26 protein-coding genes and 1 pseudogene are annotated in these 18,939 nt (G+C 70.6%); 15 read left to right on the top strand and 12 right to left on the bottom strand.

Annotated elements, in window-relative coordinates:
- Positions 1–44 precede the first annotated feature (44 nt).
- Genes ACSNOH_RS22985 through rpmG form a run of 3 tightly spaced genes read right to left on the bottom strand, consistent with a single transcriptional unit; the run spans position 45 to position 1,761 of the window.
- Positions 45–1,337, bottom strand: coding sequence for a GTP-binding protein (locus ACSNOH_RS22985; protein ID WP_436723310.1), 1,293 nt, complete (start codon positions 1,335–1,337; stop codon positions 45–47).
- Entirely contained in the window at positions 1,334–1,591 is a 258-nt protein-coding gene (locus ACSNOH_RS22980) for a type B 50S ribosomal protein L31 (RefSeq protein ID WP_179081983.1), read from the bottom strand. The genes ACSNOH_RS22985 and ACSNOH_RS22980 overlap by 4 nt, the downstream gene beginning before the upstream one ends.
- A 5-nt stretch (positions 1,592–1,596) precedes the next feature.
- Positions 1,597–1,761 carry a 50S ribosomal protein L33 gene (rpmG, locus tag ACSNOH_RS22975; protein ID WP_030367340.1) on the bottom strand — a complete coding sequence of 55 codons (165 nt, stop codon included), beginning with the start codon at positions 1,759–1,761 and terminating at the stop codon, positions 1,597–1,599.
- Between the two features lie 50 nt (positions 1,762–1,811).
- Between rpmG and rpmB the strand changes: the two genes are divergently transcribed.
- The 3 genes from rpmB (at position 1,812) to ACSNOH_RS22960 (ending at position 3,271) form a co-directional block, all read left to right on the top strand.
- Complete coding sequence (rpmB, locus tag ACSNOH_RS22970) at positions 1,812–2,048, top strand: 50S ribosomal protein L28 (protein ID WP_030367341.1); 237 nt, start codon at positions 1,812–1,814, stop codon at positions 2,046–2,048.
- Between the two features lie 19 nt (positions 2,049–2,067).
- Positions 2,068–2,373: a 30S ribosomal protein S14 gene (gene rpsN, locus ACSNOH_RS22965; RefSeq protein ID WP_436723309.1), complete on the top strand. Its 306-nt coding sequence runs from the start codon at positions 2,068–2,070 to the stop codon at positions 2,371–2,373.
- Between the two features lie 220 nt (positions 2,374–2,593).
- Entirely contained in the window at positions 2,594–3,271 is a 678-nt protein-coding gene (locus tag ACSNOH_RS22960; protein WP_436723308.1) for a hypothetical protein, read from the top strand.
- Between the two features lie 160 nt (positions 3,272–3,431).
- Here the strand turns inward: ACSNOH_RS22960 and ACSNOH_RS22955 are convergent, their stop codons facing one another.
- Positions 3,432–3,929, bottom strand: coding sequence for a peptidylprolyl isomerase (locus ACSNOH_RS22955; RefSeq protein WP_436723307.1), 498 nt, complete (start codon positions 3,927–3,929; stop codon positions 3,432–3,434).
- A 108-nt stretch (positions 3,930–4,037) separates the two neighbouring features.
- Here ACSNOH_RS22955 and ACSNOH_RS22950 point away from each other — a divergent pair, with 108 nt between their 5' ends.
- From ACSNOH_RS22950 to ACSNOH_RS22930, 5 genes are all read left to right on the top strand, one after another.
- Complete coding sequence (locus tag ACSNOH_RS22950) at positions 4,038–4,910, top strand: universal stress protein (protein WP_436723314.1); 873 nt, start codon at positions 4,038–4,040, stop codon at positions 4,908–4,910.
- Between the two features lie 98 nt (positions 4,911–5,008).
- A complete protein-coding gene (locus ACSNOH_RS22945) occupies positions 5,009–5,446 on the top strand; it encodes a hypothetical protein (RefSeq protein ID WP_436723306.1) in 438 nt (145 codons plus the stop codon).
- A 6-nt stretch (positions 5,447–5,452) separates the two neighbouring features.
- A complete protein-coding gene (locus ACSNOH_RS22940; protein ID WP_436723305.1) occupies positions 5,453–5,953 on the top strand; it encodes a thiol-disulfide oxidoreductase DCC family protein in 501 nt (166 codons plus the stop codon).
- Positions 5,946–6,365, top strand: coding sequence for a hypothetical protein (locus tag ACSNOH_RS22935; protein WP_436723304.1), 420 nt, complete (start codon positions 5,946–5,948; stop codon positions 6,363–6,365). The genes ACSNOH_RS22940 and ACSNOH_RS22935 overlap by 8 nt, the downstream gene beginning before the upstream one ends.
- Before the next feature lie 181 nt (positions 6,366–6,546).
- The gene (locus ACSNOH_RS22930; protein WP_436723313.1) at positions 6,547–7,206 is read left to right on the top strand and encodes a TetR family transcriptional regulator; all 660 of its coding nucleotides are present in this window, start codon (positions 6,547–6,549) and stop codon (positions 7,204–7,206) included.
- On the opposite strand, the gene ACSNOH_RS22925 is transcribed toward ACSNOH_RS22930, so the two are convergent.
- Both ACSNOH_RS22925 and ACSNOH_RS22920 read right to left on the bottom strand, forming a co-directional pair.
- Positions 7,136–7,699, bottom strand: a complete 564-nt coding sequence (locus tag ACSNOH_RS22925) for a DUF3291 domain-containing protein (protein WP_436723303.1) — start codon at positions 7,697–7,699, stop codon at positions 7,136–7,138. The two genes, ACSNOH_RS22930 and ACSNOH_RS22925, sit on opposite strands and share 71 nt — an antisense overlap.
- A 162-nt stretch (positions 7,700–7,861) precedes the next feature.
- On the bottom strand, positions 7,862–8,377 hold the full coding sequence (locus ACSNOH_RS22920; RefSeq protein ID WP_436723312.1) for an EF-hand domain-containing protein: 516 nt from the start codon (positions 8,375–8,377) through the stop codon (positions 7,862–7,864).
- 269 nt (positions 8,378–8,646) lie between these two features.
- Between ACSNOH_RS22920 and ACSNOH_RS22915 the strand changes: the two genes are divergently transcribed.
- On the top strand, positions 8,647–9,177 hold the full coding sequence (locus ACSNOH_RS22915) for a hypothetical protein (protein ID WP_436723302.1): 531 nt from the start codon (positions 8,647–8,649) through the stop codon (positions 9,175–9,177).
- 283 nt (positions 9,178–9,460) lie between these two features.
- Here ACSNOH_RS22915 and ACSNOH_RS22910 read toward each other — a convergent pair whose 3' ends face one another.
- Positions 9,461–9,883: a winged helix-turn-helix transcriptional regulator gene (locus tag ACSNOH_RS22910; protein WP_436723301.1), complete on the bottom strand. Its 423-nt coding sequence runs from the start codon at positions 9,881–9,883 to the stop codon at positions 9,461–9,463.
- Between the two features lie 65 nt (positions 9,884–9,948).
- Between ACSNOH_RS22910 and ACSNOH_RS22905 the strand changes: the two genes are divergently transcribed.
- On the top strand, positions 9,949–10,878 hold the full coding sequence (locus ACSNOH_RS22905) for an NADP-dependent oxidoreductase (RefSeq protein WP_436723300.1): 930 nt from the start codon (positions 9,949–9,951) through the stop codon (positions 10,876–10,878).
- Between the two features lie 98 nt (positions 10,879–10,976).
- Here ACSNOH_RS22905 and ACSNOH_RS22900 read toward each other — a convergent pair whose 3' ends face one another.
- Positions 10,977–11,888: a 2OG-Fe(II) oxygenase family protein gene (locus tag ACSNOH_RS22900; protein WP_436723299.1), complete on the bottom strand. Its 912-nt coding sequence runs from the start codon at positions 11,886–11,888 to the stop codon at positions 10,977–10,979.
- Between the two features lie 243 nt (positions 11,889–12,131).
- On the opposite strand from ACSNOH_RS22900, the gene ACSNOH_RS22895 reads away from it, so the two are divergent.
- Together ACSNOH_RS22895 and ACSNOH_RS22890 are read left to right on the top strand one after the other, a co-directional pair.
- Positions 12,132–13,076, top strand: a complete 945-nt coding sequence (locus tag ACSNOH_RS22895; protein ID WP_436723298.1) for a DMT family transporter — start codon at positions 12,132–12,134, stop codon at positions 13,074–13,076.
- Between the two features lie 735 nt (positions 13,077–13,811).
- Positions 13,812–14,060: a hypothetical protein gene (locus ACSNOH_RS22890; RefSeq protein WP_436723297.1), complete on the top strand. Its 249-nt coding sequence runs from the start codon at positions 13,812–13,814 to the stop codon at positions 14,058–14,060.
- Between the two features lie 8 nt (positions 14,061–14,068).
- On the opposite strand, the gene ACSNOH_RS22885 is transcribed toward ACSNOH_RS22890, so the two are convergent.
- Positions 14,069–14,305, bottom strand: a complete 237-nt coding sequence (locus ACSNOH_RS22885) for a GntR family transcriptional regulator (protein WP_436723311.1) — start codon at positions 14,303–14,305, stop codon at positions 14,069–14,071.
- 167 nt (positions 14,306–14,472) lie between these two features.
- On the opposite strand from ACSNOH_RS22885, the gene ACSNOH_RS22880 reads away from it, so the two are divergent.
- Complete coding sequence (locus ACSNOH_RS22880) at positions 14,473–14,784, top strand: hypothetical protein (protein WP_436723296.1); 312 nt, start codon at positions 14,473–14,475, stop codon at positions 14,782–14,784.
- A 16-nt stretch (positions 14,785–14,800) separates the two neighbouring features.
- Here the strand turns inward: ACSNOH_RS22880 and ACSNOH_RS22875 are convergent, their stop codons facing one another.
- Together ACSNOH_RS22875 and ACSNOH_RS22870 are read right to left on the bottom strand one after the other, a co-directional pair.
- Positions 14,801–15,232 carry a DUF6234 family protein gene (locus ACSNOH_RS22875; RefSeq protein ID WP_436723295.1) on the bottom strand — a complete coding sequence of 144 codons (432 nt, stop codon included), beginning with the start codon at positions 15,230–15,232 and terminating at the stop codon, positions 14,801–14,803.
- 56 nt (positions 15,233–15,288) lie between these two features.
- Positions 15,289–16,035: a transglutaminase-like domain-containing protein gene (locus ACSNOH_RS22870; protein ID WP_436723294.1), complete on the bottom strand. Its 747-nt coding sequence runs from the start codon at positions 16,033–16,035 to the stop codon at positions 15,289–15,291.
- A gap of 227 nt (positions 16,036–16,262) precedes the next feature.
- Here ACSNOH_RS22870 and ACSNOH_RS22865 point away from each other — a divergent pair, with 227 nt between their 5' ends.
- A complete protein-coding gene (locus ACSNOH_RS22865) occupies positions 16,263–17,021 on the top strand; it encodes a MerR family transcriptional regulator (RefSeq protein ID WP_436723293.1) in 759 nt (252 codons plus the stop codon).
- Positions 17,022–17,037: 16 nt separating this feature from the next.
- Here ACSNOH_RS22865 and ACSNOH_RS22860 read toward each other — a convergent pair.
- A pseudogene (locus ACSNOH_RS22860) lies at positions 17,038–17,394 on the bottom strand (YbjQ family protein); the annotation flags it as partial.
- 259 nt (positions 17,395–17,653) lie between these two features.
- On the opposite strand from ACSNOH_RS22860, the gene ACSNOH_RS22855 reads away from it, so the two are divergent.
- Positions 17,654–18,937, top strand: coding sequence for a VTT domain-containing protein (locus ACSNOH_RS22855; RefSeq protein WP_436723292.1), 1,284 nt, complete (start codon positions 17,654–17,656; stop codon positions 18,935–18,937).
- The last annotated feature ends 2 nt before the right edge of the window (positions 18,938–18,939 follow it).

The raw sequence follows: 18,939 nt of genomic DNA, 5'->3' as shown, positions 1-18,939 counted from the left end.
GGCCAGTGGGCGTCAGAGGATGTCAGGGGGTGTCGGGGGCCGTGTCAGGAAACGGGATCGAGCAGGGCGTCGAATGCGGCCGGCAGACGCCGCCACGCTTCGGGCCCGCCCGCGTATTCGGCGTCGGTCAGCAGGCAGGACTCCAGCAGTTCGCGCAGCCCGTCGCCGTCGAGCCCGGGCGAGGTGAAGGTGAGGTGCTGCAGGCGGTCGCCGTGCTCGGGGTCCCAGTCGAGGGAGGCGGCCACGCGCCGTTCCGGCGGCACCATGTCCCAGGCGGCGTCCGGCAGCGCCGCGAGCCACGGCCCGGCGCTCTCCACGCACAGCGCACCGCCCGCGGCGTCCCACGCCAGCAGCGTGTCCGGCCGGTCGGCGAGCCAGAAACGGCCGCGGCTGCGCGCGGCGGCGCAGCACAGGTCCTCCAGCGCGGCGTAGAGCCGGCCCGGGTGGAAGGGGCGGCGGGCGCGCCACACGAGCGTGGTGACGCCGTCCGCGTCGGCCTCCTGGGGCAGCAGCGCGCAGGCGGGGTGCTGGCGGGCCGCGGCCGCCTCCACGTCGAACCCGGCGAGCGCGGCGGCCGCGAGCTCGGCGGAGCCGGCGGCAACGGGCCTGGCGGCGGGAGCGAGTTGGGCGAGGAGGGCGTGGTCGGCGGCGTCGGCGGGTGCGACGGGCGAGCCGAAGGCGGTGGCGCCGGACTCGGCCGCGTTCTCTGCCGCGTCCCCTGCCGGGTTCTGCGCTGCGGCCCCCGCCGCGTGCCCTGCCGCGTCCTCCGCCGCGTTCCCTGTAGCGCTCCCCGTCGTGTTCTCCACCAGTGCGAGCACCGTCGGGTACTCCAGCTGCCGGGCGAAGGTGTCGGCCACGGTGCGCTGGTCGCTCGCCGCGGCGGCCAGCCCGGCCTCGGCGAGGTCGTCGCCGCAGGCGAGGGCGGGCAGGACGAGGGCGGGGTCCACGGCGGTGATCACGCCGGTGAGGCGGAGGGCCTCGCCCGCGTGGGCGGCCACGACCTCGGCCATGGCCTTGGGTTCGACGGAGTCCCACAGCTCGACCACGGCGAGCCGGCAGTCGCCGGCCGCGGCGAGCCGCTCCAGCTCGGGCATGAGGTCCTCGCGCAGGGCGCAGCAGGCGCAGTCGTTGACGAGCGGGGTCTCGCCCTCGTCGAGCGTGCCGGTGCGGTCCCGTACGGTCCGGCGAACCGTTCCGGCGGTGGCGGCGGTGGCCAGGTCGTGGTGGAGGGCGACGCTGCCGGGGACGGTCTGCAGGAGGCGCTCGACCGAGGCCCGGCGGGCGTCGGCGTGCAGCCCGCCCACCAGGGCCACGGGCAGGGGACGCGGCGCGGTCACCGCCCGCCTCCGCGGCTGCCGTAACGGCGCTCAAAGCGCTCGACGCGTCCGGCGGTGTCCAGGACCCGGGCCGTGCCGGTGTAGAAGGGGTGGCTCGCCGAGGAGATCTCGACGTCGATGACCGGGTACGTCCTGCCGTCCTCCCACTCGACGGTCTTGTCGCTGGTGGCGGTCGAGCGGGTGAGGAAGGCGAAGCCGGCCGCACGGTCGCGGAAGACGACGGGGCCGTAGGGCGGGTGGATTCCGGGCTTCATGACGGTCAGCGCTCCTCTCGGAAGGTGACGTGGCGGCCGGCCACGGGGTCGTACTTGCGCAGTTGCATGCGATCGGGGTCGTTACGGCGGTTCTTGCGGGTGACGTAGGTGTATCCGGTGCCGGCGGTGGACCGGAGCTTGATGACGGGGCGTAGCTCGTTGCGGGCCATGGGGGCTACTATACAGAAATGGTTTCCATTTTCATTAGGAGGAGCGACGGATGTCCGCCCACTGCCAACTGACCGGCCGCAAGCCCGGCTTCGGGAACACCATCTCCCACTCCCACCGCCGCACGTCCCGGCGGTTCGACCCCAACATCCAGACCAAGCGCTACTGGCTTCCGGGCGAAGGCCGCCACGTACGGCTGCGGCTCAGCGCGAAGGGCATCCGGACGGTCGACGCGATCGGCATCGAGGCCGCGGTCGCCCGCATCCGGGCGCGCGGCGAGAAGGTCTGAGGGGGAGGACGGAAGCCTCATGGCGAAGAAGAGCAAGATCGCAAAGAACGAGCAGCGCCGCCTGACGGTCGCGCGGTACGCGGCCCGGCGCGCCCTCCTCAAGGCCGTCATCCGCGACCCGCGGGCACCGGAGGAGGAACGGCTCGCCGCCGCGCGCGAACTGCGGCGCCAGCCGCGCGACGCGAGCCCCACGCGCGTCCGCAACCGCGACTCGGGGGACGGGCGGCCGCGCGGCTACTTCCGTACGTTCGGGCTGAGCCGCGTCAGCCTCCGCAGGGAGGCCCACGCGGGGCATCTGCCGGGGGTGCGGAAGTCGAGCTGGTAGGGCGGCCGGCCGGGTGCGCCGCCGTGCGGGTCTGAGGAGCTCGCCCGGCGGCCATCGCCGGCACGGCAAGGCTCGTTCGCGTGTCCGGCGGGACGCTTGGCAGCGCGGCAGGGGTCCGCTTCGATGGACGCTTGCACCGTTTTGACGGTGCAACGTTTTGACGGTCCACCGCGCCACTCCGTACCGCACCGCACCCGCACCGCGAGAGGAGAGCCGGAACGTGATCCATATGACCGAGACCCTCGCCGTTCAGACCATCGAGGGCTTCCTCACGCCCGACGAGACCGCCGAGCTGACCAAGGTGCTGGACGAGCACCTGGCCGTCACGGGCTGGGTGCCCGAGCGCCCCAGCGCCGGGATCGCCGCGCCCGCGGCCGCGCAGGAGATCCTGGCGGCCGGCATCGAGCGGGCGCTTCCCGCCATCCGCAGGGTCTTCCCGTCCGTCGCCGGCGCCACGCCGTGGAACTACCACGACCTCGGGCCGGGGGACCGGATCGATGCGCATCTGCACGGCGTCGGCGCGCCGGAGGCCTCGCCCCAGCGTGTCGCGCGCGTGGCCTTCCATCTCCAGGAGGCCGCCCGCGGCGGGGCGTTCTACGTCGACACTTCTTCCGCCGACGCCCTGTGGACCGGGCGCACCGCGGGCCCGGGGAGCGCCTTCCTGCCGGGGACGCGCTTCGCCCGGGAGATCTCGGACGAAGGGCGCCCCGAGGACGCCGCGCTGCTGGATGCCGTCGCGCGCACCCGCTGGACCAGCGCACCGCCCGCCAGGACGGCCGTCGTCTACGGTGCCCAGCTCGTCCACGGCGTCGAGACCGTGGTCGAGGGACGGCTGCGGAAGCTCATCACGAACCTGCTGGACGGTCCGTGCGGATCGTCGTACGAATCGCCGCACTGATCGCTGCGCGGATCCTCGTACGTACGCGCGGATCCTCGTACGTACGGCTCACCGCCGCCGCGACAGGCGGCCGGCAGCAGGCGGGCGGGCGCCAGCAGGCAGGCGGGAGCGGTCCCCGGGTACGGCTCCGGCCGGACCCGGGGATCTGTCCGCGGGCCGGTTACAGCTGGCCGGACGCGGCGATGGTGATCTTCGCCTGGGTCTTGCCGCTCTGCGAGCCGAGCGCCTCGATCTTCTTGACGAGCTTCATGCTGTCCTCGTCGGCGACCTCGCCGAACACGACGTGCCGGCCGTCCAGCCAGTCCGTCACGATCGTCGTGATGAAGAACTGCGAGCCGTTGGTGTTCGGGCCCGCGTTGGCCATCGACAGCAGGCCCGGGCGGTCGTGCTTGAGCTTGAAGTTCTCGTCGGCGAACTTCTCGCCGTAGATGCTCTTGCCGCCGGTGCCGTTGCCGGCGGTGAAGTCGCCGCCCTGCAGCATGAAGGCCGGGATGACCCGGTGGAAGGAGGAGCCGGCGTAGCCGAAGCCCTTCTCGCCCGTGGCGAGCGCGCGGAAGTTCTCGGCGGTCTTCGGGACGACGTCGTCGAAGAGGTTGAAGTTGATGCGCCCGGCGGGCTCGTCGTTGATGGTGATGTCGAAGTAAACCTTGGTCGTCATGCCCTCATCCTGACACTCCCGCCCGGATAGCCGCTGCTCAGGCACCCCGAACGGCCCTGTTGAGGTGAGCTGCGACACAGCGGGTGCCATGGTGAAGCTGTGACGACGATGGAGCAGCCGCCCCTGGTCGTGGGCGTCGACGGGTCCGCCGGCAGCATGCAGGCCCTGGACTGGGCCGTGGACGCCGCCGCCCGGCACGGCGTGCGGCTCCGCATGGTCTACGCCTCCCGCTGGGAGCGCTACGAGACCCGTCTCCCGGCCGATGACGAGCCCTCTCCCGAGGCGGTCGCCGAGGAGCGCGTCATCGCCGTCGCCGCGCTGCGCGCCCGGGAGCGCGATCCGGCCCTCGTCGTCGAGGCGGAGGTGCTCCCCGAGGAGCCGCTGAACGCCCTGCTGGACGAGTCGCGCCGGGCCGCCGCGCTGGTCACCGGCCCGTCGGGCCGCGGCACGCTCACCGGTCTGCTGCTCGGATCGGTCAGCCTCGCGGTCGCCGCCCGGGCCCACTGCCCGGTGATCGTCGTACGGGGCGGCGAGCGGAACGTCCGCGGCGAGTACGGCCGGATCGTCGTCGGCGTCGGCGACCCCGAGGAGGCCCCGGCGGCCCTCCGCTTCGCGTTCCGCGAGGCGGCCGCCCGCGGCTGCGGCGTCGAGGCCGTACGCGCCTGGCGCCACCCCGTCCACCAGTCGGCGGACCACTACCCGCTGCCCAGCGACGACGCCATCGAGCACGAGGAGCTCGCCGGGCGCGAGCTGGTCGAGGCCCTGCGCGAGCCCCGGCGCGAGTACCCCGGCGTCACCGTGCACAGCACCGTCTACGAGGGGCACGCCCGCAAGGCGCTCATCGACGCCTCGGCGACCGCGGACCTGCTGGTCGTCGGCTCCGTACGCCGCCGCCGGGGCTTCGGCCTCCAGCTCGGCCGCGTCAGCCACACGGCGCTGCACCACGCGGCATGCCCGGTGGCGGTTGCGCCGCAGGAGTGAGCCGAGCCCCCGGAGACCTCCGGCTTGAACGTGTTCAAAAACAGGTCTACAGTCACGCTCACCAAAACTTTTGAACACGTTCAAGAAGGGGTGGGGACGTGGATCTCACAGTTGTCTCGTACGCCATCTACCTGCTGATCAGCCTCGGCCTCACGGTCTGGGTCGCCCGTACGCTCAGCCGCAACGGGCGGATCTTCCTCGCCGACGTCCTGCACGGCAACGAGAAGCTCGCGGACGCCGTGAACCACCTGCTGGTCGTCGGCTTCTACCTGGTGAACCTCGGCTTCATCGCCCTCTACCTGCAGGACGACGCCACGATCGCCGACGCCCGCGGCGTCTTCGAGGTGCTGTCGCGCAACCTCGGCGTCGTCCTCCTCGTGCTCGGCGCGATGCACCTCGGCAACGTCTTCGTCCTCAACCGCTTCCGCCGCCGCGGCCTGATGGACCGCGAGCAGCTCCCGCCCGTCCCGCCGCAGGGCTACGCGGGAGCGCAGGGGCCGTGGATCGCGCCGGCCTCGCCGGCCGGCGGGCACTGAGCCCTCATGGCCGCCACCGTCACCCCCGCTGACCGGGACGCCGCCCTCCGGCGCGTCCCGGTCCGCCGGCTCACCGTGCTCTACGACGCGCACTGCTCCCTCTGCGTCTTCGTCCGCAACTGGCTCGTGCGGCAGCGGCAGCTCGTCCCGCTCGACCTCGTGCCCGTCGGGTCGGACGAGGCCCGGCGCCGCTTCCCGGAACTCGACCACGCCGCCGCCCACGAGGAGATCACCGTCGTCGGCGACGCCGGGCAGGTCTACCGGGGCGCCTCCGCCTGGGTCGTCTGCCTGTGGGCGCTCTCCTCGTACCGCCCGCTCGCCCACAGGATCAGCACGCCGTCGGGCATGCGCTTCGCCCGCGGGGCGGTGCTCGCGGCGGCCAAGTACCGCGGCGCGCAGTGGCCGGCGCCCGCGGCCGGGGCGAGCGGATGGACGTACCTCCCGTCCCGCGGCTGGACGTACGTCACGGCACCCGCGGCCTGCGACGGCGGCGATTGCGATGCGTAGCCCGCGCGGCTCCACCGTGGTCGGCCTCGCGGCCTTCGGCGCCGTGGCCGTGCTGACGGCCCTGGTGGTCCTGCTGAGCCCGCCGGCCGGCTCGGCGGAGCGCGGGGACGTGATCGGTTCCTGGCGCAGCCACCAGGCGGGCGCCCTGACGCTGCGGGCGGACGGCACGCTCACGGCGGTGCGCCTGCCCACCGCCTTCACCGGCGACGAGCAGCCCGCCGCCTGGTTCAGCGGGAAGGGCACCTGGTCCCTGGAGCGCAAGCCGAAGCTCGGGCACCAGCGGATCCGGATCGAGAACGAGGCCGGGGAGGCGTACGAAGTGTCGATCGCCGGCAAGGGCGCGCGCGACGGCCTCTTCATCAAGCCGCGCGGGGACACGGCCACACAGTTCCGCTTCAAGAAGACCCTTTAGGCTCTGAACCGTGCCAGCAGCAGAGAACGAGCCCCGGCCTGCGAAGAACGAGAAGCCCGCGGAGAGCGAGAAGCCCGCGAAGGCCGAGAAGCCTGCCAAGGGCGAGAAGCCTGCCAAGGGTGAAAAGCCCCCCAAAGGCGAGAAGAGCGAGCAGACCCGTAGCCTGATTCTGGAGACCGCGATGCGGCTCTTCCAGGAGCGCGGTTACGACAAGACGACGATGCGGGCCATCGCCCAGGAGGCCGGAGTCTCCGTCGGCAACGCGTACTACTACTTCGCCGGCAAGGAACACCTGATCCAGGGCTTCTACGACCGGATCGCCGCGGACCACCAGGCGGCGGTCCGCGAGGTGCTGGACCGGGAGACCGACCTGGAGGCGCGGCTCTCCGGCGTGCTGCAGGCCTGGCTGGACATCGCCTCGCCGTACCACGAATTCGCGGCCCAGTTCTTCAAGAACGCCGCCGACCCGGACTCCCCGCTCAGCCCCTTCTCCGCCGAGTCCGAGCACGCGCGGGAGGCGGCCATCGACGTTCACCGCGAGGTGCTCGCCGGGGCCAAGGCCAAGGTTCCGGCCGAGCTGCGCGACGTCCTGCCCGAGCTGATGTGGCTCTCCCAGATGGGCCTCGTCCTCTACTGGGTCTTCGACCGCTCACCCGGCCGCGAACGCACCCGCCGCCTCGCCGACCGCGGCGCCCGCCTGACGACGCGGAGCATCGCGCTGGCCCGGTTCCGGGTGCTGCGCCCGATCGTCCTCGAAATCCACGAGCTGTTCACGGACTTCCTGCCGGGCATGGCCGAGCGGGCGGTCGCACGACCCCGGTCGGAGTTCCGTCCGGGGTGAACGAGTGGTGGAAGGTGAAGCCGTGCGGCGCGGGGCCGTGGTCGTGGAGGTGCTGCAGCCTGGACACCCCGTCCTGCCAGGTGGGTATCACGCCGTCGGAGACCCACCAGAACACGTAACTCGGGTGTTCTCTCTTCTCGAACCAGTCGTAGCGCCTGATGAGCGCCTCACGGTGCAGACCGGTGTAGATGGCGTCGAAGGCGGGGCGCAGGCCGGTCCAGAGCGAAAGGGTTGCGGCCAGGGCGGTGGTTTCCGCCGTACGGCCCTTGCCGTACCAGGCCGGTACGGCGAACTCTCCCCACGCACCCCAGTCCAAGTCGAAGTGTGAGCCCCGGCTGCCGGCTGCCGCTTCGGCGTGAGCGAGATATCCGGGGTGCCGGCTGATCTGCCGGTAGACGTCCTCACCAATGTCGTAGAACTCGCGCGTGAGAGGCCCGGGATCGGCGAGAGGTGACTTCAGGACGCCGAATGTGTACAGCGCAAGACGGGGCATGCGTCTCTCCCTGGTCGGAAGGAACTCCTGTGCGACCGTGAGCGATCGCCGAAGACCAGGTGAAGGTAGCGGCCTTTGCGGGCGGTGTCGAAGTTGCGTTTTCTCCGCCCAAGTGGCCTCTCGTACCGGTCATTACGGGGGCTGGGCGGTGACGGGGAACGATCAGTACAGGGCCTCACCCATCGGGGAGTTGTCGCCGACGATGTAAGCGCGGATCGACGCCAGATACGCGGCGCGGCCGACCCGGCCGTCGCCGTCGGCGTCCAGCGCGTCGAAAGCGGCGGCGGCGTTCGCGGGCGAATTGTTCAGCGCGGTGCGCAGGAGAGTGAATTCGGCCTTGTCGACTTCGCCGTCCCCGTCGGCGTCGGCGAGGTCGAACAGCGAACCGAGGGCGAACCGGCAGACGTTGTCGAACTTGTCGGCGCCCACCCATGCGTTGTACTCGTCAAAGGTCAGTTTCCCGTCGCCGTCGGCGTCCATCGCCCCCCACGCCTTGTGGGCTTCGGCGCGGGCGGTGACGACGAGCGGATCGTCCTCCGTGCGTGCGGTTGCCTTGACGGCCCGGTCGACCCGGGAGAGGTAGTCGTGCGCCGTGATGACCCCGTCTCCGTCGGCGTCCATCATGGCGAAGACGCGTTCTCGCGCGGCGGTTGCGGCGGCTTCGGCTGCGGTGGGCATGGGGCTCACAGGAACCTCCTCTTGACGGCGTCGCGGCCGGCGCTACCTACCCGGCACCCCCCGGGGCTCATGCGGCCGAGGCCGATCGAGCCGATGCCCCCGGGAGGGAAGGCGTGCGCGACCGCGCGCCGGACAGGCCGTGCGCGGGCGGTGCGCTGAGAGGCGCCGGGGGCGACGGATGCGTCCTTGGGTAGCCAGTGCTGGTAGTCGGTAGCGGTAGCAGCAGCGGTACGGGACGTGCTGGAGGGCATGTGTTCGGTAAGCGCGGCATGGCAGTGACGCTGGGTTCCCTGATCCTGGTGGGCTCGTCGTTGGTGTGGGCACCGGCGGGTCAGGCCGGGACGGGCGAGCACGGCGGTGCCGGCGGTTTCCTCTGTACGGGCAGCAGCCGGAGTACGTACGATCCGCCGCTCGTCCTCGGACGACAGTCGACCCGTGTGCACGCGGAGGTCACGTACGACGCCTGCACCGTGGCGCCCGGCCGTACCGTCCCGGCCGTCAGCTCCTTCGACGGGGTCTCGCCGGAGGCGTCCTGCCTCACGCTGTCCGGCGGGAGCGGCGAGGAAACGGTCCGGTACGCCGACGGCCGCCTGTCGCGGATCGTCTACGACAGCGCCACCGTCGTCCGTGCGGCCGGCGTCCTGGCCCTCGTCCAGTCGGGCCGGGTCACCGAGGGGCGCGGAAAGGGGCATTCCGTGCGGAGGACCGTCGCGGGGCCGCCGCGTGAACTGCCCACGGACTGCCTCACCTCCGGCATCCGCGAAGGCGGCAACGAGGTCCAACTGGAGGCCCGGCCTTAAGACCCGGCCCTGGACGGCGCCGGGAGTGGGATGGTGGCACCGCGTGGGGGTGCCGCACGGCACTCACTAGTCGTTACAGACGAGGATGCTGAGGGCACTGGGCCCCGCGCACCGCTCGAACTCGGCCCCGGCGAAGGCGCCGACACTGCGAGAGCACCCTTCTCGTTCGTGCGGTGGTGCCTGAGCGTCCGGGCAGGGCTCCGTAGAGCGCGGTTTTCTGCCGGGGCGGCGGCGTGCGGTGGTTGATTTCCGTCCCCGGGCGGTTGCCGGCGCGGCGGTGGCGTCAGGCGACCGGGCTCGGGTCGGTGTTCGCCGCCACCGCGAAGGCTTCGCGTGCGGCGAGGATCTGGCCGACGTGGGAGAGCGCCCACTCGCCGATGGCCACGGTCAGCCGGGCCGCCTCCTGCCCGAGCGGCGTCAGGCCGTACTCAACGCGCGGCGGCACCGTCGGGTAGACCTTGCGCGAGACCAGCCCATCGCGCTCCAGCATGCGCAGGGTCTGCGTCAGCATCTTCTGCGTGACGCCGGGCAGCGCGCGCCCCAGCTGGTTGAACCGCATCGGCCCGTCGTGCTCCCTCAGCGAACCGAGCACGTACAGCACCCACTTGTTGGCCAGCACCTCGACCACTGTCCGGGACGGGCAGTCGACCGCGGGCACGTTCCATGCGGTCTTAGCGTCGGCATGCTGCCCAGTAACAGTATCCATCAGGTACCTACCTTCCTTGAAAGTGCCTACTTTACGGACGATACTGCCCGTCCGAAGATGAACGCATGCGAGTCATCACCCAGCATTCCCTCGGCGGCCCCGACGTCCTGGAGGTCGCGGAGGCCGACCGTCCCACTCCCGGTGCCGGCGAAGTCCTCGTGCAGGTACGCGCCACCGCCGTCAATCCCGCTGACTGGAAGGTCCGTTCGGGGCACGTGGCGTGGTTCGGCGCGCCGCCGTTCGTGCTCGGGCACGACTTCAGCGGCGTAGTGGCCGAAGCCGGTGCATCAGTAAGCCGGTTCCGGCCCGGCGACGAGGTGTTCGGCTGGACGACGCCGCCGCACGGCAGCAACGCCGACTACGTGCTCGTGCCCGAGTCCGCCGTCGTCGCCAAGCCGGCCGCCGTCGACCACGTGCACGCCGCCGCACTGCCCATCGCCGGCCTGACCGCCTGGCAGGCGCTGGTGAACATCGCGCAGGTGCGCGCCGGGCAGCGCCTGCTCATCCACGGGGCCGCGGGCGGCGTCGGGCACCTCGCCGTGCAGATCGCCAAGGCCCGCGGCGCCCACGTGACCGGCACCGCACGCGCGGTCAACCATGAGTACCTGCGCGGCCTGGGCGCCGACGAACTCATCGACTACACGACGACCGACTTCACGAGTGTGGAAAAGGTCGACGTCGTCCTGGACACCGTCAGCAACGACTACGGCCCCAGGTCCCTGCGCACGCTCAACCCCGGCGGCATCCTCATCGACGTCGTCGGGGTCGGAATCGACCGTACGGCCGTGAAGGCGCAGGCGGAGGCGGCAGGACTGCGGTTCGTCGAGTTCTACCTCGAACCGTCCCCGGCTGATCTGGAGGGCCTCGCCGGCCTGGTCGAGCAGGGCGCCCTCCGCCCGCTCGTCGAGGAGATCCTCCCCCTGAGCGATGCCGCCAAGGCGCACGAACTCAGCGAGACCGGTCGCGTCCGCGGCAAGCTCGTGCTCGTGCCCTGACCGACTGACCGACTGACCGACTGCGGTGGTGCATCCCCGGCACGGCAAGGTGCACGCGGGCCGGGCCCTCTTCAAGGCCCGGCCGGTGAAAAGCGGCTCTAGCGCGCTTCCAAGAGGGATTCGAGGAGGGACGCGTACTGGCTGCCCGTGTCGAACGGTTCGTAGCGGGGCGGGTCGCTCGGGCTGACGAACGGTTCCAGAGGCGCGACCACCGTGCTGTAGGAAGGGCGGTGCTTGTACTGGATGGACACCCTGTCGACGGATACCGGGCCGACGCGGTGCATCGCCGCACGGTAGGTGCCGTTGGTCCACCTCTGCAGATAGTCGCCGAGGAAGACGAAGAACGCGTCAGGGATCACCGGAACCGGTATCCAGCCGTCGTCCGCGTCACGTACCTCCAGGCCCGGTTCGTCCTGCGCCAGGACGGTGAAGAGAGCGTGATCGACATGCGGTGACATCGCATAGTCCACCGTATTGGCGATCTCCGCGCCGTACCCCACCTTGTAGTAATTGAGCCCCAGCCGGTGCATCGGCGACTTCATGCAGGAATCGAAGAAGTCGCTCTTCAGGGAGAGGTCCGCGACGCACGCCGAGAGGAGCGAGTCGCCGAGGACGACCATGCGCTCGAAGAGTTCGGAGCACCGCCGGAACGGCTCGTGGTAGAAGTCGGCCGGCCGGCCCGACGCGAGAGCACCGGACGTCCGCCCGATCCTGTACTGCTCGCACGCCTCGCCGCCCGCGTGCGAGGTGCTCCTCTCCTGGCCCACGCTCCGGTAGCCCAGGAACTGTGTGCGCACGTCAGCGGCCAGGATCTTCTTCTCGTGAGCCGGTCGTGCGTAGAACCGCAGCGTTTCCTCGAACGCGGGCGATACCAGGTCGGCCGGTACGCCGTGATTGCGTACGAAGAAGAATCCGTCGCGCCTGCACGCCTCGCCTATCGCGGCGACCGCGTCGTCCGAGGTCAGATCTACTGACGCGATGGCTGATTCCGGTACTTTTGCGGAAACCACCCCTGTGCCACCTCCGAAAGATCGTCGATGTCTTCCGTACGAATGGGATCTACGGTGGTTCAGTATTCCAACCGGGCGCCGACCGGGCATCCACTCACGATGCCCTCCTCCGTACGCCGGATTACGGAGGGGTTTTCGGCCAAGTGGAAACGCGTGGCGCGGCGTTGACGGCCCGTTCCGCTCCCATTACGTTCCTCGCTGCCCGAGGAGAGGTACCGCCCGAGGAGAGGTACCCGAGTGCGGTTGCCAGGAATACCCTTCGCGAACCCCCGCGCCGACCGGCGGGTCACCCTCCCCACCCACCTTCCACCACGTCCGGCAGCCCGCCACTCCACCGGCTGGGCGCTGGCCATGCTGGGCGTCACGGCCCTGTGGGGATGGACCTACGTCGTCGTCCAGGACGCCGTCGCCCTCCTCCCCGTCCCGGCGTTCCTCGCCTACCGCTTCCTCGGCGCGGCAGCCTTCGTCGGTCTCTTCCAGTACCGCGACCTGGCACGTACGACGGCGGGTGAGGTCGCCGGCGGCGCCGTCGCCGGAGGCGTGCTCTTCGCCGCTTACGCGCTGCAGACGGCCGGCCTCAAAGACACCACCGTGTCGAACGCCGCCTTCATCAGCGGACTCGCCGTCGTCTTCACCCCGCTCCTGTGGGCCCTCGTCTACCGGACGCCACCGCGCCCCCGCCAGACCGCCGGTGTCGTCCTCGCCCTCGCCGGACTGGCCCTGCTCACGCTCAAAGGGCTGTCGGTCAACCGCGGCGACGCACTGATGCTCGGCTGCGCGCTCGCGTTCACCGTGCAGAACGTCATCCTCGCGCGCATCGGCCCCGGCGCCCGCACCGGGCTCCTCACCGTCGTACAGCTGACGACAGTGGGCCTGTGCGGACTGCTGTGGTCCCTCGTCACCGGAGCTCTCGCCGCCCCCGCCACCGCCGGCGTCTGGACGGCCCTGGCCGTGACCGCGATCCCGGGCTCAGCGCTCGCCTTCTTCATCAAGACCAAGGCCTTCGCGACCTCATCGCCCGGCCGCATCGCGCTGATCATGGCAATGGAACCGGTCTTCGCCGCCCTCTCCGGCTACTGGCTCGCCGGAGACACCTTCACCGCGGTCAACCTCTGCGGGGCGGGTCTGGTTGTCTCCGCGATCCTCCTTGCGGAGTCGGGAAGGCGGCCGGATACGGCGGCCGATTGAGCCCGGCTGGCGTCGAGCCTGACCCTTACGGGTGAGCAGGAACGTCGGCCAAACGTAAGCGAGTTGCTGGGCCTGGGCGATAGAGTGGCCGCCGGTGTTGTTGCCATTCGCTGACCCTTTCGGGTCAGCCCGCCGCGGTCGGGGCCCCATCCAGGGGTCTCGGGCGGGGCCGGTTCTCTCAGCCGTGTCCGAGGGCCCTCCTGGGGCCTCGCAACCGGTGAGGCTCCGACCCGAGGAAAGGCGTCGCAGAATGGCCCACCACCGGAGGCCGAAACCACCGATCGACTGGGGCCGGGTCAGGGACGTGGCGCGAGCAGTAACACCATGGGTGGAACTGCTCGCGGCCTTGATCGTCCTGATCTTGGTGATGATCGGTAAGGGCTGACCGGCGGGGCGTATAGCCAGTACGCCCCGTACGGCCAACTCTCGGTCCGCCCGTCGCAGGTCCAGCCCTGCGGCGGGCTTCTTCGTGCAGTCCGGTACCTCGGGTACGCGTACCACACGGCATCCACCGTAGCGCACTGTCCAGTTCGCTGCCGGGTCCTGGCGAGAACGCCCAAGGGTGAGCGCTGTCGTCACCCTGAGGGCGGGGCATGCCCGTTGGCTCGGCACCTAGACCGACTGGGACGAACTGGCGCGCGAGCTGCCCCGAGCGCGCCGCCGGTCGACATCGCTCTGGTCCCGCGGCACCCGCAGACGGGCGAGGCGTGGCAACCGGCCGGCGACCCCGCCCCGGTGCCGCTGGACGCCGACGTGTGGATGCACCTCGCCTTCCACAACGAACGGTTGCTGGTCCCCGCGACGGGCGGGCTCCCCGGTGGCGTGCTGCGCGACGACCCGCCGCCGATGCGGCCCTGGTCGCGGTTCCGGCCCGACTCCGACGTCTTCCTCAGCACGCTGGCCCGGCTGCCGGCCGTTCGTCAGCCGTGGTTGCGCGGTATCTACGACCGGGTTATGGCCCGGCCCTACGACCGCCCGTTCTAAGTCGCCGATCACTCCGGCGGTGGTTGCGGGGCCACGAAGGAGCCCATACCGGGTGTCGTGACGATCAGGCCATCGGCGCGGAGGGCGGCGGTGACCTTGCGGACCGTCGTCCGTGCGACGTCGAATTCCTGCTCCATCCGCACCTCGGAGATCAGGTGGTTCACCGGGTACTCGCCGCTGGCGATCCGCTCCCGGATCACGTCAGCGATCTGCATCCACTTCGGTCGCGTCGGGTCATACTCCATCACGCGCTGACTGTAAACAGCCGCATGCAACCGAACATAGAGCCTACTCTAGACGGCTAGCTGTAGACAGGGCACTTCAGGGGGCTCTAGGGTGGGCCCACTCAAGACCCCCGCGACCGCGGTAACGGCCCGGGGGCATGGCCACCAGCCTCGTAGGAGCTGATGACGTGAAGGACTCTATCTCCCGCCTCCTCGCCCGGACGAGGGCTCTCTTCGGCCGTCGCACGGCGCCCGAAACCCCCGTCACGCCGCCCCCGCCGCCCGCCCCGCCGGAGGAGGCCGCTCCGCAGCCGTTCCGCCCTCACTGCGGCGTCTACGTCTGGGCCACTGCCCACGGCATCGACATCGCGCCCAGCAGCAAGCTCCGCACCTGCACCTGTTCCTCTCCCCATTCCCCCGAGTCGCCTCACCCCGCCGACAGCGAAGCGCTGCGCGCCAAGGTGCGCGAGGTCAACGCCCGCAGCACCTGGGGAAAATGAAGCGGAATCAAGTGACTCAGTTGCACCTTCCACTGCCGCTGTAGCAGGGCGTATAGGCCGGGTTCGGGGGAGGCGGGGGAGCCGGGTGGCGGCGGTCGTAGTCGTGCTGCGCGAGCATGAGCAGCACGGCTACCGTGCCGGCGGCAAGGAGTTGCGACAGGACCGTCCAGGGCGCGCGCGACAGCAGCGCGAGCCCGGCAAGCACGAGCGTGGCGATGAGGAAGTGCTGCGTCCAGGCGAGCTCCGCGATCCGTGCCGCCTCGATCCGGTCTTCCTGTCCCTGCGCGGCCCATATCTCCATGCCGGAGTCGAATAAGCCGCCCAGAAATACGGCCGCCTCGACTAGGAACAGCAGAATGCCGACGCCGACGTCCGCACCGAGTGACGTCCTGCGTGACCAGGGCCGCCATTTGCGCCGGGGCGGAGGTTCGGGGGGTGTGCACGTCATATCCGCACCTTGCCGGGCAGCTTGCAGGGCCCGCATGAGTACGCGTACTCAGCTGCTCAGCCTGTGCGCTGCCCGCCTCGCACACCCGCCCCGGCGGTCGTCTCGCGCCGCCACGCGTGGAACGCTTCCTCCACCTCCTGCGGCCCGGCGTACCGGGCCCCGTAGAGACGTACGAACTCGACATACGAGTTCATGTATGCGAAATCCTCCCGCGGTTTCGTGGTCTTCCTGGCGAGAAACCGGTCGATGTCCGGCACGGGCCAGGAGGAGGAGAGGACGTGGGCGGGGTCGAGGAGCATGTCGGCGTGGCCGGTGCCGTCGAAGTGAATGCGGGTGGACGGCCGGCTGATGTGGGACGCGCCCGCCGACAGGGCGCGGTCGTCGCTCGGGTCGCACCGCAGCCATTTCCCGCCGAGGTGAACGACGCTGAAGAAATGCCGCGACGTTTCGTCGCACATCTCCTGCAGCGCAGGGAACCAGCCTTGTCCGAAGTATTCCTTTCCGTTGACGACGAGTACCCCGAATCCGGCGGGGATGTTCTGCGCCCGCAGCATGGCGCACAGCAGGTTCGCCTTGTTCGAGCAGGATCCGCGGCCCATCCGCAGTGTTTCCGTCGCGGTGTGCGTCCAGTCGTGGAGGATCGCGTACTTGATCTCGTCCTGTACCCACCGGAAGAGCGCCACTGCCTTGTCGCGGTCGGTTATCGCTCCGTCGGCGGCTTCGGCCGCCGTGTCGGCAACCGCCTTCGAACCGGCGTCGCAGAAGCGTGTACTCGTCAGGAAACCCGTGCTTTTCGCGTGCATGGACGGGAGGATCCTCGACGCCGTGGCGGCGTCTCACGGTGACGACGGTCATGGCACTCGGATAGGTGATGGGTAACGGAAGGCGGTGAAGGCGGTGAATGCGGTGCCCGTCCTCAGTGGTGGAACGCCGTCCCCGCCCGTGAGCCGGACGGCGACTGCGCTTGCACCTCACGTAACGGGAGGGCGCATCGTGGAGCCCGCAAGCCCGTAAGGGGAAAGGAGCGGAGATGAGCTACTCCGTGGGGCAGGTCGCCGCCTTCGCCGGGGTCACCGTGCGGACGCTGCACCACTACGACGAGATCGGGCTGCTCTCGCCCGGGGGCCGCAGCCACGCGGGTCACCGGCGTTACGAGGACGAGGACCTCGACCGGCTGCAGCAGATCCTGTTCTACCGGGAGCTCGGCTTTCCGCTGGACGAGGTGGCGGTGTTGCTCGACGACCCGGACGTGGACCCGGCCGAGCACCTGCGCCGCCAGCACGGTCTGCTCACCGAGCGGATCGAGCAGCTCCAGCGCATGGCCACCGCCGTGGAGCACGCCATGGAGGCGAAGAAGATGGGGATCAAGCTCACGCCGGAGGAGAAGTTCGAGGTGTTCGGGGACTTCGACCCCGACGAGCACGCGGAGGAGGTCGAGCAGCGGTGGGGCAGCACGGAGGCCTACCGCGAGTCGCAGCGCCGGACCGCCTCGTACACGAAGGAGGACTGGCAGCGCATCCAGGACGAGACCAACGGGCTCAACCAGCGCATCGCCGACCTCATGGCCACCGGCGCGGCCGCCGGCTCGCCCGAGGCCATGGACCTCGCCGAGGAGCACCGGCAGCAGATCGTGCGCTTCTACTACGACTGCACGTACGAGATTCACACCTGCATCGCCGAGATGTACGTCACAGACGAGCGGTTCGCCGCGTACTACGACGCGATCCGGCCCGGCATGGGCGCCTATCTGCGGGACGCCATCCAGGCGAACGCGGCGCGTAACGCCTGAGGGGCAGATCAGGGCGGGGCGAGATCACGACCGCCGTGCCGTACGCGCACACCTCCGTGCCGACGTCCGCCGCCTCCGTCACGTCGAAGCGGAACATCAGCACCGCGTTCGCGCCGCGCGCCCGCGCCTGCTCGATCAGCCGCTCCATGGCCTGGTTGCGGGTCTCCACCAGGGTCTTGGTCAGGCCCTTGAGCTCGCCGCCCACGAGAGACTTCAGGCCCGCGCCGATCTGGCTGCCGATGTGGCGGGAGCGCACGGTGAGGCCGAAGACCTCGCCGATGACGCGGTCCACCTTGTAACCCGGAACGTCGTTCGTCGTCACGACCAGGACGTCGGACTGGGACTGGCCGCCGCCGTACTCCTCGATGCCCATGGCATCCACCTCCGTGTGTGCAGTGTGTGCAGTTTTGCGGGTGCCTGACCAGGACGCATGCGGGGGCGGCGGGGTTGCGCCGACCGGAGGCACGGGGCCGGGGAGCGGTGGAACGGCGGGCCGCTGCCGCACACTGGTAATCACACTGGAACGTGGTGGGCCCCCGCCGCGTTGGTAACTTGGGGCCGCACATCACCCCACTCCGCCTGTGCCCGGGCCTCGCACGAGCCTGCGCCCTCGACCCAGGAGCCTGTCACCCGTGACCCCCACGACCACTCTCGCGCTCGGCCCGCAGTGGCTGGACGCGAACTATCTGATCGAGCAATTCGGTCTGATCGGCGTCCTGGCCATCGTCTTCGCGGAGTCCGGCCTCCTGATCGGCTTCTTCCTCCCGGGCGACTCGCTGCTGTTCACGACGGGCCTGCTGGTCACCACGAACCAGATCAGCAAGCCGCTGTGGCTCGTGTGCACGCTGGTGGCGGTGGCGGCGATCCTCGGTGACCAGGCCGGTTACCTCTTCGGCCGCAAGGTCGGGCCCGCGCTGTTCCGGCGTCCGGACTCCAAGCTCTTCAAACAGGAGAACGTGGAGAAGGCGCACGAGTTCTTCGAGAAGTACGGGCCGAAGTCGCTGGTTCTGGCCCGCTTCGTGCCGGTGATCCGTACGTTCACGCCGATCATCGCCGGTGTGAGCCGGATGAACTACCGCTCGTTCCTCATCTTCAACATCATCGGCGGCATCCTGTGGGGCGTCGGCGTGACGCTGCTGGGGGCGGGGCTCGGCAAGATCGAGTTCGTTCACAAGAACATCGAGATGATGCTGGTCGCGATCGTGCTGATCTCGGTCGTGCCGATTGCCATTGAGTTCCTGCGGGCGCGGTCGAAGAGCAAGAAGGCGGCGGCGGAGGAGGCGGCGGAACCGGTTCCGGCTCCCGAGCCGGTGGCGGCTCCCGCGCAGCCGCCGTACGGCGGCTACGCGGGTGCGGGGCAGGGCGGCGGCCGGGCGTATCCCGGTCAGGGCGCGTTCCCGGGGCAGGGCCAGGGCTCGTACCCGGGTGCGGGTCAGGGGCAGTACCGGCCCGGTGGGGGGCAGGGGCCGCAGTACCCCGGCGGCGGGCAGGGACATTACGCCGGTCCGGGGCAGGGACAGGGCCAGGGACAGTACGGCGGTCCCGGTCAGGGTCAGGCTCAGGGTCAGCAGAGTCCGTACCGGCAGCCCGGCCAGGGTCAGGGCCAGGGCCAGCCGAGCCCGTACCGGCAGCCCGGTCAGCCCGCCCCGTACCAGGAGCCCGGCAGGAGCCCGTACCAGGCGCCCGGCCAGGGCAGCCCGTACCAGGACTCCGGCCGGAGCTCGTACGCTCAGCCCGGTCAGAGCCCGTACCAGGACTCCGGGCAGGATCCTTATCAGGACCATCAGGACCCCTACCAGGATTCCGGCCAGGACCCGTACCAGGATTCCGGCCAGGACCCCTACCCCTACCCCGGCCAGGGCCCCGACAGCGGCCCCCGGCCGCCGGGGCAGCGGGGCCGGCACGCGCGGCGCTGACC

The organism is Streptomyces sp. URMC 127 (assembly GCF_051386535.1).
Lineage (GTDB): Bacteria > Actinomycetota > Actinomycetes > Streptomycetales > Streptomycetaceae > Streptomyces.
Note: the sequence above shows the minus strand (reverse complement) of the source record. Positions and strands in the feature narration are given on the sequence as shown.

Coding starts and splice junctions, on each gene's coding strand:
- ACSNOH_RS22980 (WP_179081983.1), bottom strand. CDS start 1,591: ATGAAGCCCGGAATCCACCCGCCCTACGGCCCCGTCGTCTTCCGCGAC.
- rpmG (WP_030367340.1), bottom strand. CDS start 1,761: ATGGCCCGCAACGAGCTACGCCCCGTCATCAAGCTCCGGTCCACCGCC.
- rpmB (WP_030367341.1), top strand. CDS start 1,812: ATGTCCGCCCACTGCCAACTGACCGGCCGCAAGCCCGGCTTCGGGAAC.
- rpsN (WP_436723309.1), top strand. CDS start 2,068: ATGGCGAAGAAGAGCAAGATCGCAAAGAACGAGCAGCGCCGCCTGACG.
- ACSNOH_RS22955 (WP_436723307.1), bottom strand. CDS start 3,929: ATGACGACCAAGGTTTACTTCGACATCACCATCAACGACGAGCCCGCC.
- ACSNOH_RS22950 (WP_436723314.1), top strand. CDS start 4,038: ATGGAGCAGCCGCCCCTGGTCGTGGGCGTCGACGGGTCCGCCGGCAGC.
- ACSNOH_RS22940 (WP_436723305.1), top strand. CDS start 5,453: ATGGCCGCCACCGTCACCCCCGCTGACCGGGACGCCGCCCTCCGGCGC.
- ACSNOH_RS22935 (WP_436723304.1), top strand. CDS start 5,946: ATGCGTAGCCCGCGCGGCTCCACCGTGGTCGGCCTCGCGGCCTTCGGC.
- ACSNOH_RS22930 (WP_436723313.1), top strand. CDS start 6,547: ATGCGGCTCTTCCAGGAGCGCGGTTACGACAAGACGACGATGCGGGCC.
- ACSNOH_RS22925 (WP_436723303.1), bottom strand. CDS start 7,699: ATGCCCCGTCTTGCGCTGTACACATTCGGCGTCCTGAAGTCACCTCTC.
- ACSNOH_RS22920 (WP_436723312.1), bottom strand. CDS start 8,377: ATGCCCACCGCAGCCGAAGCCGCCGCAACCGCCGCGCGAGAACGCGTC.
- ACSNOH_RS22915 (WP_436723302.1), top strand. CDS start 8,647: ATGGCAGTGACGCTGGGTTCCCTGATCCTGGTGGGCTCGTCGTTGGTG.
- ACSNOH_RS22910 (WP_436723301.1), bottom strand. CDS start 9,883: ATGGATACTGTTACTGGGCAGCATGCCGACGCTAAGACCGCATGGAAC.
- ACSNOH_RS22905 (WP_436723300.1), top strand. CDS start 9,949: ATGCGAGTCATCACCCAGCATTCCCTCGGCGGCCCCGACGTCCTGGAG.
- ACSNOH_RS22885 (WP_436723311.1), bottom strand. CDS start 14,305: ATGGAGTATGACCCGACGCGACCGAAGTGGATGCAGATCGCTGACGTG.
- ACSNOH_RS22875 (WP_436723295.1), bottom strand. CDS start 15,232: ATGACGTGCACACCCCCCGAACCTCCGCCCCGGCGCAAATGGCGGCCC.
- ACSNOH_RS22870 (WP_436723294.1), bottom strand. CDS start 16,035: ATGCACGCGAAAAGCACGGGTTTCCTGACGAGTACACGCTTCTGCGAC.
- ACSNOH_RS22865 (WP_436723293.1), top strand. CDS start 16,263: ATGAGCTACTCCGTGGGGCAGGTCGCCGCCTTCGCCGGGGTCACCGTG.